We start from the raw sequence: 14,764 nt of genomic DNA, 5'->3' as shown, positions 1-14,764 counted from the left end.
ACACCAGCCGGAACACTGACCGGAACACCGGAGGGCCCATCAACCGCCCCACGCGAACATGATCAGCCAGAGCCACTAGAGGCCCGGGCGCCGACGACCTCGGAAGGGGCGGAAAGTCGTACGGCCCGCCGGGTGGGGCGGGCCGTACGGGATGCGATTACTGGAGGATCAGGCGACGGTCTCGGGCGACTCGACCTCGTCGATGGTCCGGCGTGGGCCGGTGAACCACTTCTTGGCGGACAGGTTCCACCACAGGGCGATTCCGATGAGAACGGCGCCGACGGCGATGGGGGCGTAGTTCACGGACGTCCAGGCGAAGTCCTTGTTGCCCGGCACGCCTGCGGGCGCGATGGGGAGGATGAAGTAGATCGAGATGATGGCGATTTCGATCACGGCGATCCAGCCGAGGACCTTGTACTTGGGCCCGAGTGTCCAGGGGCCGGGCCGGAAGGAGTCGCCGGCACGGAGCCGCAGCCAGATCGGGATGAGGAAGGCCAGGTAGAGCCCGATCACCGCGATGGAGACCACGGCCAGGAACGCCACGGGGGTGGCGCTTCCGGGAGGGGCGTACAGCGCGGGCAGTGTGATCAGAAGAGCGACGGCGCAGCCGCCGATGATGGCGTTGACCGGCGTGCGGTTGGCGTCCACCCGCGACCACAGCCGCCAGCCGGGCACGGCGCCGTCACGGGAGAACGCGTAGGTCATCCGCGACATGGAGGTCACGCAGCTCATTCCGCAGAAGAACTGACCGATGGTGGAGATGCCGAAGATGACGGTCGCGAGAGGCGACGACAGCGCCGACGTGAAGATCGCCCCGACGAAGCCGAACTCCTTATTGACCGCGTCGACGTCGGTTGCCGCGAACAGGAACGACAGGAGCAGGATCCAGCCGCCGATCGCCGAATAGAAGATCGACTGCCAGAGCCCCTTGGCGGCGGTCCTGGCCGCGTTGTGCGTCTCCTCCGAGACGTGCGCGCAGGCGTCAAAGCCGGTGATCGTGTACTGGGTCAGCAGGAAGCCCAGCGGCAGGACGTAGAGCCAGAAGGTCGGCCCGGAGGTGCTCCCGCCGCCGAAGCCGGAGTTGTTGAACTGCTCGAACAGGAACCCGACGCTCTGGTGGCTGGACGGCCCGAAGATCAGGATGAGGACCACGGCCGCGGCGCCGAAGACGTGCCACCACACCGAGATGTTCTGCAGGATGGAGATCAACCGGTGGCTGAAGATGTTGATCAGGGCGTGCAGCACCAGGACGACGGCGAACAACAGGAAGGTCTGGTGCAGCGCGTTGCCGGCGGCCCAGCTGTCGCTGAACCGGCCGATGGTGATGTTGAGGAAGGTGGCGCAGCCGTAGTCGACCGAGGCCGTCACCGCGATCAGGCCCACCAGGTTGAGCCAGCCGGTGAACCATCCGTGGATCGGCTTGCCCAGCTTCGCCGCCCACCAGTAGATGCCGCCGGCGGTCGGATAAGCCGAGACCAGCTCCGACATGCAGAAACCGATGATCAGAATGAAGATCGAGATCAGCGGCCAGCCCACGGAGATGGCGAGCGGCCCGCCGTTGTTCCAGGCCTGGCCGAAGGTCGTGAAGCAGCCGGCGAGGATCGAGATGATGGAGAAGGAGATCGCGAAGTTGGAGAAACCGCTCCACGACCGGGACAGTTCCTGCTTGTAACCGAGCTCGGCTAGTCGTTGGGCGTCGTCGTCGAGGGCTTGCGCCATGAGGCCTCCTCTAGGTGGGGGATGTCCGGCCGTCGATCAGATGGCCGAAGCTCGGATCTTCGATATCTCGCACGGCCTGCGCGAACTTGTCGGCGGCCTCCGTGCTGTAGTCGAACGCGCTGTAGTCGAAGCCGGAGGATGCCTGGTCGCGGACCAGTCCCTGGTGGACGACGAACCACAACGTCCAGGTGAGGTTGGACATGATCAGATTCAGCCGCACGCGCGGGACCTGGTCGTCGTCGCCGAAGTAGGCGCGTGTGAGCCGTACGACCTGGTCGGGATCGAAGTCGGACTCCGCGGCGATGTCGCCGAGCTCGAAGCAGGGGTCGTTGTTGCCGGACAGCTGGTAGTCGACGATGCGGACGTCCGGACCGGTGGCGATCAGGTTCTCGGCGAGCAGGTCGTTGTGGCATGGGACGGCCGGCAACGGGCGCGCGTCGAGGGCCGCCTCGATGTCGGCCGCGACGGGCAGGACCTCTTCATATCCCGCGGGGAGGCTCAGCCCCCGGGTACGGCAGCGCGCCACCAGGTCGTCGAGCTTGCGGAAGATGGAGAAGTCGTTCACGAAGGGTGGTCCGGCGTGGAGCCGCCGGCAGGCCGCCGCCACCTTCTCGATCATCGCGGGCGCGCGTACGGCGGGAGGGTCGAGGGTGACGCCGTCGATGTATTCGAGGACCATCGCGCCCGGCATGACGTGCAGAACCCGGGCGCCGATCCCGGTGGAGGCGGCGTGCAGGGTGTTCGCGATCTCCTGGTCGAGCGGGATGCCCAGTCCGGCCGCCGCGATCGAGGGGTTCAGGACGCGCAGGAGCCAGCGTTCGCCGTCGTCGGTCTCCAGCCGGGAGATGCGGTGGCTCAGCCCGCCTTTGATCGTGGTGGAGGTGACCGGTCGACCGGCCCAGGCCGTGACGAGCTCCAGCGCGTGGTCGACGGCATCTGGCATGCCCGGCTCCTTTTGGTCTACCTTCAGACCATTGATCCGATTGTGCGGGCCAGGTGTTACAGGAAGGTTCCGATGCCGCAACTTCCCGCCGACGCCCAGGTCGTCGTCATAGGTGGTGGTGTGGCCGGATGCAGTGTGGCCTACCACCTCGCCCGGCTCGGTTGGACCGACGTGATCCTGGTCGAGCGGCATGACCTGACCGAGGGCACGACCTGGCACTCGGCCGGTTTCGTCGGGCAACTCCGGTCGACCGTGACGCAGACGCGCATGATCATGTACTCGGCCGGCCTCTATCCGGAGTTGCGGGAGCTGACCGGGCTCGATCCGGGCTGGCACGGCGTCGGCGGGCTGCGACTCGCGACGACTCCCGAACGGCAGGAGGAACTCCTGCGGCAGGCCGGCGCGGCCGAGACCTACGGCCTCGACATGGAACTACTCGACGCCGCGCGGACTCTGGAGCGCTTTCCCGCCATGGAGGTCGGCGACGTCAGGGGATCGTTGTGGCTCCCCGGCGACGGCTGGCTCGATCCGGCGCGGCTGGGCCGGGCCCTCGCCGAAGGCGCGAGAAGGCTCGGCGTCAAGATCTTCACCGGCGTCGAGGTGGCCGGTGTGGAGGTGACGGACGGCCGGGTGCGCGCCGTACGGCTCCGCGGCGCGGCAACACGCGAAGACGGCGAGGAGCCCGGCGAAAAGAGCGGCGAAGAGCCTGGCGAAGAGCGCTGCGAGGAGTGGATCGTCCGAACCGAGACCGTGGTCAACGCGGCGGGCGCGGCGGCCGGGGCGGTGGGACGTCTCGCGGGCGTCGACGTGCCGATCGTGCCGATCAAGCACCAGTACGTGGTGACGAACCCCATGGGAGTCCCGGCGGATACGCCGACCGTCCGCGACCCCGACAACATCGTGTATTTCAGGGAGGACGGCGGCGGGATCCTCGTCGGGGGATACATCCGCACGCCGCAGGTCTGGGACGTCGAACACCCGCTCGCCGAGCCGCGCACGCTTTTCGTCCCGGATATGCCGAAATTTCGTGAGTCGTGGGAGTCGGCCGTTCACCGACTGCCGGGGCACCTCTCCCAGATCAGTGCCCAGATCAGCACCCAGGTGGACGCGGCGGACCCCGAAAGGGCGTTCCGGAAGGTGGTCCACGGGCCGGAGGCGTTCACTCCGGACGGCGAGTTCCTCCTGGGCGAGACCGGTGTCAGGGGCTTCTGGGTCGCGGCCGGGTTCTGTGTGCACGGCCTGGCGGCGGCGGGCGGCGTGGGCAAGGTCATGGCCGAGTGGATCGTCGACGGCAGCCCGGAGTACGACGTCTTCGGCATGGACGTCCGCAGGTTCGGCGCTCACGCGCGTTCGGCCAGATGGGCCCGGGAGAAGGCGCTCGATTCGTACAGCAAGTACTACGACATCGTGTATCCCGGCGAGGAGCGCACCGCCGCCCGGCCGCTCCGCCGATCACCCGCCTGGGTACGGCATGCGGCGCTCGACGCGGCTTTCGGGGAGAAGGCCGGCTGGGAGCGGGTCAACTGGTTCGGTGCGCCCGCCGGCGACACGAGCGGGCCGGAGCCGAGAGGCTGGGCCGGCAGGACATGGTCACCCGCGATCCGCGAGGAGTGCCTGGCGACGGGGAGCGCGGCCGGCCTGTTCGACCAGACGTCGTTCTCGAAGCTGGAGGTCTCGGGCAAGAACGCCCTGACCGACCTGGAGCGGGCCTGCGGGAACGGCCTCGACCGGCCCGTCGGCACGGTCGTCTACACCCAGGTGCTCAACGGGCGTGGCGGCATCGACGCCGACGTCACCGTGACGAGACTCGCCGAGGACCGGTTCCGCGTGGTCACCGGCACGGCCTTCGGCGTCCACGACGCCGAGATCCTGCGCCGGCACGGTCTGGAGGTCAGGGACGTCACCTCCGCCTACGCCTGTTACTGCCTGTGGGGGCCCCGGGCGTACGACATCCTGGGCACGCTGAGCGACGACGACCTGACCTTCGGATACATGCGGGCCAGTGAGATCAGCGTCGGTCACGTCCCGGTGCTGGCCCAGCGGGTGACCTTCGTGGGCGAGTTCGGGTGGGAGCTCTACTGCCCGGCCGAGTTCGGCCTGACGCTCTGGGACGCGCTCATGGAGGCCGGCCTGCCGTACGGCATGCGTCCGGCGGGCTATCGCGCCCTCGACTCGATGCGGCTGGAGATGGGGTACCGGGTCTGGGGCCTCGACATCACCCCCGAGACGACACCGCTCGAAGCCGGGCTCGGCTTCGCCGTACGACCGGAGCGGCGAGACGCCCTCCCCGAGCCGCGTCGGACGTTGCGCTGCCTGGTCGTCGACGACGAGCGTGAGGTCTGCCTGGGAGGCGAGCCGGTACGGCTGGGCGGGCGGCCGGTGTCCCGTGTGACCAGCGGCGGGTACGGCTGCCGCGTCGGCCGGTCGATCGCCTATGCGTACCTGCCGGTCGGCGTCGCCGACGGCGGGGATGGCGGGGATGGCGGAGATGGCACAGCCGAGGCGCGGGTGGAGGTCGGGGTGAACGGCGGCTGGGTCGGCGCGCGGATCGTCGCGGAGCCCCTCTACGACCCCGGCCATGACCGGGTCAGAAGCGCACCCTGGACCTCACGGGGGCAGCTCTCCCCGGGTGGGCAGCCCCTGCCATGAGCCGTGGCCGGCCACGGCGTACGCGGCCAGTGAGATGCCCCGCTTGAGCCGGTCGGCGGGGTGGAGGTCGTCGAGGAGCGCGCTGAGATAACCCGCGACGAAGGCGCCGCCGACCCCGGTGGCGTCGACGGCCGTCACCGGCGCCGCCTGGGTGTCGTAACGCAGGCCGTCGACCGTCGCGCTCGCCCCCTTGGCCCCGCGGGTCACGATCAGCTCGGGAACTCCCGCCAGAGCCGGCTCGACGAGCGGCAGCTCGTCCTGGTTGGCGAACAGGATGTCGGCGGAGGAGGCGAGTTCGGCCAGCGCCTGCCGTGCCTCGTCGACGCTCTCCCAGAGATGGGGCCGGTGGTTGACGTCGACGGAGACGAGCACCCCGGCGTCACGCGCCAGCTTGACCGCGTGGTGCACGGCGCTCCAGGCGTATCCGCTGAGCGCCAGGGTGATGCCGGTGATGTGCAGGATGCGTGCCGACTGAACCGCCTCGGCGGGGACGTCGCCCGTCGACAGGCGGGCGCCCGCGGAGCCGCTCTGGTAGTAGACCTCGTGCGACAGGCGGCCGATCCGCCGCTGCCGGATCACAACGCCGGTGGGGGCGGTCTCGTCGACCCGGGCGTGGGTGACGTCCACGCCCTCGCCGCGCAGAACGCTCAGCGTGCGCGCGCCCAGTTCGTCGATGCTCACCCGGCCGAGCCAGGCGACCCGATGACCGAGCCGCGCGAGACCGACGGCCATCGTGAGCTCGGGGCCCTCGACGTCCAGCCGGGCTGTCGTGTCGTGTCGTATGCGGTCGGCCGAGACGACGCCGAGCGCCTCTCCGAGCGTGAACACCTCGGTCATGCCAGTATTTCTCCGCGCTCTCGTGCCGCGATGGTGCTGCGTGAAAGCATGGCAGAGCTCGTTCCCCGCCCGTAAGGCGTATGCCGATCAGGTGCGTATGGAGTGCGGATCGCGGGCGGATCAGTCGCTGAACGCGTCGAGGGCCGCCTGGCAGAACGCCTTGAGATCGTCGGGCTTTCTGCTGGTCACGAGCGTGTTCGGGCCGGCCGTGTCGACCATGACCTCCTGGTCGACCCACTCCGCCCCGGCGTTGCGCAGGTCCGTCCGCAGGCTCGGCCAGGACGTCAGCGTACGGCCGCGGACGACGTCGGCCTCGATGAGCGTCCACGGCGCGTGGCAGATGGCCGCCACCGGCTTGCCGTCCTCGAAGAAGCCCTTGGCGAACCTGACTGCCTTCGGGTCGGTACGCAACATGTCGGGGTTGGCCACGCCGCCGGGCAGGACCAGCCCGTCGAACTCCGCGGCGGACGCGTCGTCGACGGTCATGTCGACCGGGAAGGTGTCCGCCTTGTCCAGGTGGTTGAACGCCTGGACGTGACCGGGCTTGCTGGACACCAGCCGGGGAGTCCCGCCCGCCAGTTCGACGGCCCGCCAGGGCTCGGACAGCTCGACCTGCTCGACGCCTTCCGGAGCGACCAGAAACGCGATCGTCTTTCCCTTGATCATCATTCGCCCCTCTCGTAACGGCTTTCTCGCTGTTAGCCGATCCGGAGATTCGCCTGCCCCTGTTCGAGCGATCTATGCCGAATGCGGGGTAGGGGGGTCGTATGCCGATGTTCATCGGAACCTCTGGCTGGCAGTACGCCGACTGGCGGGACATGATCTATTCCGGCGTGCCCCAGCGGCTCTGGCTGGAGAGGTACTGCGACGTCTTCGCGACGGTCGAGAACAACAACGCGTTCTACCGTCTGCCCGCGAGGGAGACGTTCGAGAGCTGGCGGCAGCGCACGTCGGGCGACTTCGTCATGGCGGTCAAGGCCAGCAGGTTCCTCACGCACATCAAGCGACTGAAGGATCCCGAGGAGCCGGTCGAGCGGCTCATGGGGGTGGCGGAAGGACTCGGGCGCAAGCTCGGCCCGGTCCTGTTGCAGTTGCCGCCCACGCTGCGGGCCGACGCGGAGCGGCTTCGCCGGTGCCTCACGCGCTTCCCGAAGAAGGTCAGGATCGCGGTCGAGCCCAGGCACGAGTCGTGGTGGACGGACGAGATCCGGGAGATCCTGGCCGAACGCGGTGCGGCCCTGTGCTGGGCCGACAGGCTGGGCAGGCCCCAGTCGCCTTTGTGGCGGACGGCCGACTGGATCTATCTGCGCCTGCACGAGGGCCGGGGCCGGACGTGGCCGAGCTATGGGGAACAGGCGCTGAAGAGCTGGCTCAACCGGCTGCGCGAAGCGGGGGACGTGCGCGACGCGTACGTCTACTTCAACAACGACCGGGGCGGCGCCGCCGTACGGAACGCCCTCACGCTCGCCCTCCTGGCGGAGGACGCCGGGTGGGACGTGAGCCGTGTCAGGCAGCTCGACGAGATCGAGTCCACGCACGCCGGCGGGAGACCCTGACAATCCGTGACAAACCCTGACATGCGCAACCCGCGCCGCCTCGGAGGATGACGGCGCGGGCGCGCGGGACCCAGGTCAGGCGGGGTCGCCGGAGTCGGCGCGGTTGCGGGGATCCGCGGGGCGGTCGGCGTGGGAGGCCCCACGCCGGCCGGCCACGAGCTGGTCGGACGACGTCTGGGCCGGGACCGTGACGTGACGGTCGCCCGATTCGGCGGTGCGGTCGCCTTCCACCCGGCCGGGACGCGTCATCTCGCGGGTGTCCGCTTCACGGGTGTCGGCCTCGCGGGTCGCCATGAGCTCCCGCTCGGCCGCGGACCCGGGCAGAGGGCCGGTCGCAGTGGCGCTCACAGGGTCGGTCGTGGGCGTGGTGGCGTCGACTCCCTCCAGTTTCCGCTCGAGGTCGCGCTTCTCCGCCTCGAGCTTGGTCAGGCGCTGCCGCTCGGCCAGCCGGGCCTCGCGGAGCTTGCGGCGCTTGGTGCTCGAACGGCGCAAGCCGCCGCTGACCATGAGAAGGCCGATCAGGAACACCCCTGCCGTCGCGGCTCCGGCGACGAACAACTCGAACGGGCTCAGGTTGACCGTCCAGTCCCTGACGTTGATGGGCATCGTCGTGGCGGTTTCGTTGATCGATACCTCGATCACGGCCGCCGCCGCGACCATGATCAGGAGCAGGCCCAGCAGGACCATTTGACCTCACCCCAAGTTGCGTTCCGATTCGCGGGCAGCCCTCCACTGCCCGGGTAATCGCGATTCATGTACGCGGCCGGGGTTCCGAGACGGGTCACCGCACGAAAGTCGGAACAGGCCTCATCGCAGCAACGCCTGACGGGCGGAGGCGGCCAGCCATTCCTGCGCACGGTCGAAGCTCCAGCCGCGTTCACCGACGAGGACGAACCAGGAGCGCTGGCCGAGGTAGAACCACAGAAGATCGACGGTCGTCTCCCGGTCCAGGCCGGGTCGCAGCCCGTTCAAGGCGACCAGGCGATCGGCCACCGCGGTCAGCGCCTCGATGTAGGCGCGGATGCCCGTGTTGAGCACCTCGGTGGCGGCGGCCTCTCCCAGACCTTCGTGGAGCAGCCCGAACAGGATGTCCCAGTGCCGCTCATGGTCCTGGCGGGTGTAGGCGGCCGTGATGTCGACGACCGCGCCCGGATCAGTGGCCGCCGCCACCGCGTCGAGGGCATCCGCGACGCTCGGGTCGTTCACGGCGGGGGCGAGCAGAGCGGCCAGGATGCCCGTCTTGCCCCCGGCGCTGTTGTAGACGGTCGGTACGGCGACGCGCGCGCCTGCGGCGATCTGCGCGACCGTGACCGCGGAGTAGCCGTGGAGGAGGAACAACTCCCGAGCGCTCCGCATGATCGCGGCACGGGTGTCGGCGGCCGCGTCCGCGCGGCGGGGAGAGCGGTACGTGCCCATCCACCGATTATTCCATCATATTGATCACATTCGTCAATATTGACTATATAGTCCTATATTCAATACCGTCTCCGCATGCTCAACTCTGAACCGACGGCGATCATCGAGACCCGTCTCGCGCACGGAATGCACCGCACGGCCACGTCATTGCTGGTCGAGGCGGCTGGGCGCTCCACCGTCCCCAGCGCGGCGCTGGCCGAGCTGCGCGACTTCCTCGTCGCGAACCTGCATCACCACCATGAGAGTGAGGACGAGCTGCTCTGGCCCATGATCACCGCTGTCGAGCCGGGGGCCGCCGACGGTCTCGCCGCCCTCGGAGCCGAGCACGTGCAGCTCGACGCGGTCCTTGACGCGCTCGGTGAGGTGGAGATTTGCGACGGCGTCGACCGCGCCGCCCTGCGGGAGGCGGCGACGGCCGTTCGCGATCTTGTGCATCGCCATCTCGAGAAGGAGGAACCCCTGCTGTTCCCGGCCCTGCGCGACCACGTCTCCCCGGAGGCCTGGGCTGATTTCTCCCAGAAGGTCATCACGACGTCGCCGACCGAGGCGGCCCATCTCATGGTCGGGTTCTTCGACGAGGTGGGTACTCCGGAGGAGGTCGAGCTGGCGCTGTCCGGCCTTCCCGAGGCCGCTCGGCAGTTCGTCCCGATGATGCGAACGCAGGCTCAGGCCGGCTTGGCCGCCCTGCGGGCCTGAGTGCCCGGCGCGCTCACGTCGCAGTGGAAGGCGTCGCCGAGTGGGCACCTCGCCTTAATGTGAGAGTCGCTTACGCCACTTATCGTCCGGGCATGACCATGATCCGTAAGTTCGTGGCCGGAGCTCTGGCCGTCCTCGCGGGCGGTACGGTTGCCGCTGTGCTGATTCAGCCCGGCGCCGCGACCGCCGACAAGCGCGACCGGGAGCCCATCGTCATCGGCCATCGGGGCGCGAGCGCCTGGCGGCCGGAGCACACTCTCCTGTCCTACGAGACGGCCATCGGCCTGGGCGCCGACTACATCGAGCCCGACCTCGTCTCGACCAAGGACCACATCCTCGTCGCCAGGCACGAGAACGAGATCGGGGGGACCACCGACGTGGCCGACCACCCCGAGTTCGCGGGCCGGCGCACCACCAAGACCATCGACGGCGTGGCGGTGACCGGCTGGTTCACCGAGGACTTCACGCTCGCCGAGCTGCGGACCCTCCGGGCCAAGGAGCGCATCCCCGACCTGCGCCCGGAGAGCACGGCCTTCAACGGCCTGGCGCCGATCCCGACCTTCGACGAGGTCATCGAGCTCGCCCAGCGTCACGGCGTGGGCGTCTACCCCGAGACGAAGCACCCGACGTACTTCGACTCCATCGGGCTGTCGCTCGAGGAGCCGCTGCTGGCCACGCTGGCCAGGCACGGCTGGCGGAAGTCGACCGACCCGGTGTTCATCCAGTCGTTCGAGACGGCCAACATCCGAGACCTGCACAAGAAGACCAAGCTGCGGCTGATCCAGCTGGTCAACGGGTCCGGCGCACCCTACGACCACGTGGCCAAGGGCGACGGCTTCACCTACGACCAGATGATCACCCCGGCGGGTCTGAAAGACGTGGCGTCCTACGCCTACGGCGTCGGCGTGGCGACCACCCGCATCCTGCCCGTGGGCGCGGACGGCCGTACGGTCGCCCCGACCACGCTGGTCAGGGACGCGCACCGGGCGCACCTCGACGTGCACACCTGGACCGTTCGTCCCGAGAACTCGCAACTCCCGGTGGACTACCGCCGCGGCGACCCGGCGAGCCCCGTGTACGCCCGGACGACCGGTGACGTCACGGGCTACTTCAACAAGCTGTTCGACCAGAACATCGACGGCGTCTTCTCCGACGACCCCGGCATCGCCCGCGCGGTGCTCGGAGCCCGCGCACGTCACTGAGGAATCCCAGGAGCGGGCCCTCCCGCAGCGACCGCCGGCGTGCCGACGACTTCGTGTCGTCGGCACGTCGTCGTTCGGGGGCCACTCTCAGGTGGGCATCCGGCGCTCACGCCAAAACGAAGTTGACAATCATTTTCATTTACGACACGATTCGGGTGTATCTCCTCGATACGTCTACAAACGTCGAATCGAACAGGACTGTCGTGCGCTCCCCTCTTGCCCGCTCCCTGCCGGTTGCCGCCCTTGTCGTGATGTTCGCGACCGCCTGTGGCTCCGGCTCGTCGTCTTCGTCGCAGTCCGGCGCAAGCCCGGGGGCTCCGCAGCCTCTCAAGGTCGTCGCCACCACCACCCAGGTCGGCGACTTCGCCAGGAACGTGGGCGGTGACAAGGTGGTGGTCCACCAGATCCTCAAGCCCAACGTCGACCCGCACGACTACGAGCCGTCCCCCGCGGACATCCAGGCGATCGCCGAGGCCGACGTCGTGGTCAAGAACGGCGTGGGCCTGGAGAAGTGGCTCGACCAGGTGATCACGTCCGCCGGCTTCAACGGCACGATCGTCGACGCAAGTCAGGGCGTCGCGATCCGCCAGGGCGACGGGTCCGAGGAGGAGTCGGCCGGAGACCCGCACATCTGGCACAACCCGCTGAACGCGAAGATCATGGTGGCCAACATCGAGAAGGCGTTCGCCGCCCAGGACGCCGCCGACGCGTCCGCCTACCAGGCCAACCTCGCGGCGTACGACGCCAAGATCGACGCACTCGACGCCGACATCACCAAGAAGATCGACTCGATTCCGGCGGACAGCCGCAAGCTCGTCACCAACCACGACGCGTTCGGCTACTACATCGACCGCTACAAGCTGACCTTCGTCGGCTCGATCATTCCGAGCTTCGACACCTCGGCGGAGCTGTCGGGCAAGCAGATCGCCGACCTCGTGGCCAAGATCAGGTCGACCGGCGTCACCGCGATCTTCTCCGAGTCGTCCCTGCCGCCCAAGACGGCGGAGGCGATCGGCCGCGAGGCCGGTGTGAAGGTGGAGGCGGGAGAGGACTCGTTGTACGGAGATACGCTCGGTCCGGAGGGGTCGGCGGGAGCCAGCTACCTCCAGATGGAAGAGCACAACACCGACACGATCGTCACCGCCCTCAAGGGTTCCTCCACATGACACAGCAGCAAGACCGTACGGCGGCACTGGTCCTCGAACAGGCCAGTGTCGCCTACGGGCACGTACCGGTGCTGGAGGAGTTGCACGGCACCGTCCGCTCGGGCGAGGCCGTGGCGCTCATCGGCCCCAACGGCGCGGGAAAGTCCACGCTGATCAAAGCCGTCCTCGGCCTGGTCCCCACGGTCCGCGGCCGGATCGAGGTGCTCGGGGTCACGCCTGCCCAGGCGCGCCGCGACGTCGCCTACGTGCCGCAGGCCGACACCCTCGACCCCGACTTCCCGGTGTCGGTCGAGCAGGTGGTGATGATGGGCCGCTACCGGAAGATCGGCTGGCTCCGCCGTCCGTCCGCGGCCGACCGCGCCCACGCGGCCGAGGCGCTGGAACGGGTCGGGCTCAGCGACCGCGCCAAGAACCGCTTCGGCACGCTGTCCGGCGGCCAGCGCCAGCGGGTGCTCCTGGCCAGGGCGATCGCCGCCCAGCCGCGGCTGCTGCTGCTCGACGAACCCTTCAACGGGGTGGACGCGGTGAGCCAGCACGCCCTCCTCGAAGCGATTGCCCTGCTCAAGCAGCAGGGGGCGGCGGTCGTCGTCAGCACACACGACCTGGCCATCGCACACCTCGCCTGCGACGAGGTGTGCCTGCTCAACCGTCACCAGTTCGGATTCGGGCCGACCGACGCGGTTCTCACCCCCGAGCGCCTGCGGGCGACGTACGGCGGGCACGCGCTGGAGTTGCGCGGCGACCGGGTGATCGTGACCCAGACATGAGCCTGTTCGAGCCGTTCCAACTGCCGTTCATGGCGCGGGCACTGATCGAACTGGTCATCCTCGGTGTGCTCGCCGGCACGGTCGGGGTGCTGGTCCTGCTGCGCCGGCTCGCGTTCGTGAGCGACACCCTGACCCACACCGTCTTCCCCGGCGTGGTCATCGGTTACCTGATGGCCGGCCAGGACGGCGTCTTCTGGGGGGCGCTGGCCGCGGGGGCGGTGACGGCGGTGCTGCTCACCGTGCTCTCCCATCGGCGGCGGGTGAGCGAGGACGCCGCGCTCGCCATGGTGCTGACCTCGCTGTTCGCGATCGGCGTCGTGCTCGTCTCCCGGCGGACCGCCTTCACCTCCGACCTCACGCAGTTCCTGTTCGGGCGGATCCTCACCGTCACCCAGGAGCAGCTCGTGCAGACCGCCGTGGTGACGGTCCTGGTCGCCGGCCTGCTTGCCGTGCTGCGGCGACCGCTCATGCTGCGCACGTTCGACCCCGAGGGCGCGGCGGCTTCGGGCATCCGCGTCGGCCTGCTCGACCTGGTCATGAACGTCGCCGTGGCCCTGGTGGTGGTCGCGGCGGTGCAGGCCGTGGGCACGATCCTGGTCATCGCGCTGCTGATCGTCCCGGCCGCGGCGGCACGCGCCCTGTCCGACCGGCTCGTGTTGATCGTGCCGCTCGCCTGCCTCATCGGCGCCCTCGGCGGCTGGCTCGGGCTCGCGGCCAGCTACGAGGCGTCCGTCTACCACGGGTTGCGGCTCGCCTCGGGGGGCACCGTGGTCCTGGTTCTCGTCGTGTTGTACGGCGTGGCCGCCCTGGCGGGAGTCGTACGGAGACGTGTGGGGCTCAGCCGTGCCCGGCTGGGCACCCCTGAACTGGAGATGACGCGGTGACCTGGCTCGACTCCACCGTCCACCGGGCCATGATCGAGGCGGCCCTGGTCGGCGTCCTCGGCGGCGTGGTGGGCGTGTTCGTCATCGCGCGCCGGTTGCCGTTCTTCACGATGGCGCTGACGCACGGGACCTTCCCCGGGATCGTCGTCGCCGCGTTGCTGGGCGTCGACCTCTATCTCGGCGGCGGCGTCTTCGGCCTGCTCGTGGTCCTCGCCGTCGTGGTCTTCTCGCGGGCGCGCGGGCAGGACTTCACCGCCGCGACCGGGATCGCGCTGTCCGGGGGGTTCGCCCTCGGCGTCGTCCTGGTGTCGGCGCAGGACGGCTTCAGCAAGGACCTGACCGCCTACACGGTGGGCGACGTCCTCGCGGTGAGCACGTCGGACCTGGTGATCACGGCCGTCGTCGCCGTCGTCGTGCTCGTCGTGATGGCCGCGCTGGGCAAGGAACTGCTGCTGGTCGCCTTCGACAGGAACGGGGCGGCGGCCGCCGGGCTGCCCACCGCTGTGCTCGACTTCGCCCTCCTGGCGATCATCGAGGTGACTGTGGTCGCCACCGTGCCCGCCCTCGGCGCGATCCTCACCGTCGCCCTCCTGGTCGGCCCGGCCGCGACGGCCCGGCTGATCACCGACCGGCTCGTGTTGCTGTTCCCCATCGCCGCCGCGGTCGGCGTCGTGTGCGCGCTCGCCGGTGTCTGGGTCTCCACGCAGTGGAACATCGCGGCCGGAGCGTCCATCGCGCTGTTCTGCGGCGCCACCTTCGGCGCGGCCTTCGTCGCCTCGGTGGTGCGCGGCCGGCTCCGGCCCGCGGCCGAGGCTCCGGTCGCGGTCGCGGTTCAGGAAGAGGCACGCGTCTAGCGTCGGTGCGGCGGGAGGAGAGCGGCGGAGGAGAGCGGCGGAGGAGACGCACGTCATATTTTCACCTGTCACGTC

The 14,764-nt window shown here is 69.3% G+C and carries 14 protein-coding genes; 8 read left to right on the top strand and 6 right to left on the bottom strand.

Annotation, left to right across the window (positions count from 1 at the left end; genetic code table 11):
* Window positions 1-168 precede the first annotated feature (168 nt).
* The gene (locus tag Pka01_RS28440; RefSeq protein WP_203885964.1) at window positions 169-1,719 is read right to left on the bottom strand and encodes an amino acid permease; all 1,551 of its coding nucleotides are present in this window, start codon (window positions 1,717-1,719) and stop codon (window positions 169-171) included.
* A gap of 10 nt (window positions 1,720-1,729) precedes the next feature.
* Window positions 1,730-2,662: a phosphotransferase gene (locus Pka01_RS28435; RefSeq protein ID WP_203885963.1), complete on the bottom strand. Its 933-nt coding sequence runs from the start codon at window positions 2,660-2,662 to the stop codon at window positions 1,730-1,732.
* Between the two features lie 72 nt (window positions 2,663-2,734).
* On the opposite strand from Pka01_RS28435, the gene Pka01_RS28430 reads away from it, so the two are divergent.
* A complete protein-coding gene (locus tag Pka01_RS28430) occupies window positions 2,735-5,311 on the top strand; it encodes a GcvT family protein (RefSeq protein ID WP_203885962.1) in 2,577 nt (858 codons plus the stop codon).
* Here the strand turns inward: Pka01_RS28430 and Pka01_RS28425 are convergent.
* Together Pka01_RS28425 and Pka01_RS28420 are read right to left on the bottom strand one after the other, a co-directional pair.
* Complete coding sequence (locus Pka01_RS28425; RefSeq protein ID WP_203885961.1) at window positions 5,270-6,148, bottom strand: sugar kinase; 879 nt, start codon at window positions 6,146-6,148, stop codon at window positions 5,270-5,272. The genes Pka01_RS28430 and Pka01_RS28425 overlap by 42 nt on opposite strands.
* A 120-nt stretch (window positions 6,149-6,268) precedes the next feature.
* Window positions 6,269-6,814 carry a type 1 glutamine amidotransferase domain-containing protein gene (locus Pka01_RS28420; RefSeq protein WP_203885960.1) on the bottom strand — a complete coding sequence of 182 codons (546 nt, stop codon included), beginning with the start codon at window positions 6,812-6,814 and terminating at the stop codon, window positions 6,269-6,271.
* Between the two features lie 101 nt (window positions 6,815-6,915).
* On the opposite strand from Pka01_RS28420, the gene Pka01_RS28415 reads away from it, so the two are divergent.
* Window positions 6,916-7,704, top strand: coding sequence for a DUF72 domain-containing protein (locus Pka01_RS28415; protein ID WP_239115443.1), 789 nt, complete (start codon window positions 6,916-6,918; stop codon window positions 7,702-7,704).
* 75 nt (window positions 7,705-7,779) lie between these two features.
* Here Pka01_RS28415 and Pka01_RS28410 read toward each other — a convergent pair whose 3' ends face one another.
* Entirely contained in the window at window positions 7,780-8,391 is a 612-nt protein-coding gene (locus Pka01_RS28410) for a LapA family protein (protein ID WP_203885959.1), read from the bottom strand.
* A gap of 120 nt (window positions 8,392-8,511) precedes the next feature.
* Complete coding sequence (locus tag Pka01_RS28405) at window positions 8,512-9,120, bottom strand: TetR/AcrR family transcriptional regulator (RefSeq protein WP_203885958.1); 609 nt, start codon at window positions 9,118-9,120, stop codon at window positions 8,512-8,514.
* A gap of 75 nt (window positions 9,121-9,195) precedes the next feature.
* Here Pka01_RS28405 and Pka01_RS28400 point away from each other — a divergent pair, with 75 nt between their 5' ends.
* The 6 genes from Pka01_RS28400 (at window position 9,196) to Pka01_RS28375 (ending at window position 14,689) form a co-directional block, all read left to right on the top strand.
* Window positions 9,196-9,816: a hemerythrin domain-containing protein gene (locus Pka01_RS28400; RefSeq protein ID WP_203885957.1), complete on the top strand. Its 621-nt coding sequence runs from the start codon at window positions 9,196-9,198 to the stop codon at window positions 9,814-9,816.
* Between the two features lie 92 nt (window positions 9,817-9,908).
* On the top strand, window positions 9,909-11,018 hold the full coding sequence (locus Pka01_RS28395; RefSeq protein WP_203885956.1) for a glycerophosphodiester phosphodiesterase: 1,110 nt from the start codon (window positions 9,909-9,911) through the stop codon (window positions 11,016-11,018).
* A 203-nt stretch (window positions 11,019-11,221) separates the two neighbouring features.
* Window positions 11,222-12,184: a metal ABC transporter substrate-binding protein gene (locus Pka01_RS28390; RefSeq protein WP_203885955.1), complete on the top strand. Its 963-nt coding sequence runs from the start codon at window positions 11,222-11,224 to the stop codon at window positions 12,182-12,184.
* Complete coding sequence (locus tag Pka01_RS28385) at window positions 12,181-12,951, top strand: metal ABC transporter ATP-binding protein (protein ID WP_203885954.1); 771 nt, start codon at window positions 12,181-12,183, stop codon at window positions 12,949-12,951. Before Pka01_RS28390 ends, Pka01_RS28385 begins: the two co-directional genes overlap by 4 nt.
* A complete protein-coding gene (locus Pka01_RS28380) occupies window positions 12,948-13,835 on the top strand; it encodes a metal ABC transporter permease (protein WP_203885953.1) in 888 nt (295 codons plus the stop codon). The genes Pka01_RS28385 and Pka01_RS28380 overlap by 4 nt, the downstream gene beginning before the upstream one ends.
* Window positions 13,832-14,689, top strand: coding sequence for a metal ABC transporter permease (locus Pka01_RS28375; protein WP_203885952.1), 858 nt, complete (start codon window positions 13,832-13,834; stop codon window positions 14,687-14,689). The genes Pka01_RS28380 and Pka01_RS28375 overlap by 4 nt, the downstream gene beginning before the upstream one ends.
* Window positions 14,690-14,764 lie beyond the last annotated feature (75 nt).

The organism is Planotetraspora kaengkrachanensis (assembly GCF_016862895.1).
In the GTDB taxonomy this organism is placed as follows: Bacteria; Actinomycetota; Actinomycetes; order Streptosporangiales; family Streptosporangiaceae; genus Planotetraspora; species Planotetraspora kaengkrachanensis.
Note: the sequence above shows the minus strand (reverse complement) of the source record. Positions and strands in the feature narration are given on the sequence as shown.

Bases quoted from the DNA above. Each gene is read 5' to 3' on its own strand.
- Pka01_RS28380 (WP_203885953.1), top strand. From the start codon at position 12,948: ATGAGCCTGTTCGAGCCGTTCCAACTGCCGTTCATGGCGCGGGCACTG.
- Pka01_RS28440 (WP_203885964.1), bottom strand. From the start codon at position 1,719: ATGGCGCAAGCCCTCGACGACGACGCCCAACGACTAGCCGAGCTCGGT.
- Pka01_RS28435 (WP_203885963.1), bottom strand. From the start codon at position 2,662: ATGCCAGATGCCGTCGACCACGCGCTGGAGCTCGTCACGGCCTGGGCC.
- Pka01_RS28430 (WP_203885962.1), top strand. From the start codon at position 2,735: ATGCCGCAACTTCCCGCCGACGCCCAGGTCGTCGTCATAGGTGGTGGT.
- Pka01_RS28385 (WP_203885954.1), top strand. From the start codon at position 12,181: ATGACACAGCAGCAAGACCGTACGGCGGCACTGGTCCTCGAACAGGCC.
- Pka01_RS28420 (WP_203885960.1), bottom strand. From the start codon at position 6,814: ATGATCAAGGGAAAGACGATCGCGTTTCTGGTCGCTCCGGAAGGCGTC.
- Pka01_RS28410 (WP_203885959.1), bottom strand. From the start codon at position 8,391: ATGGTCCTGCTGGGCCTGCTCCTGATCATGGTCGCGGCGGCGGCCGTG.
- Pka01_RS28395 (WP_203885956.1), top strand. From the start codon at position 9,909: ATGACCATGATCCGTAAGTTCGTGGCCGGAGCTCTGGCCGTCCTCGCG.
- Pka01_RS28415 (WP_239115443.1), top strand. From the start codon at position 6,916: ATGCCGATGTTCATCGGAACCTCTGGCTGGCAGTACGCCGACTGGCGG.
- Pka01_RS28405 (WP_203885958.1), bottom strand. From the start codon at position 9,120: ATGGGCACGTACCGCTCTCCCCGCCGCGCGGACGCGGCCGCCGACACC.
- Pka01_RS28400 (WP_203885957.1), top strand. From the start codon at position 9,196: ATGCTCAACTCTGAACCGACGGCGATCATCGAGACCCGTCTCGCGCAC.
- Pka01_RS28425 (WP_203885961.1), bottom strand. From the start codon at position 6,148: ATGACCGAGGTGTTCACGCTCGGAGAGGCGCTCGGCGTCGTCTCGGCC.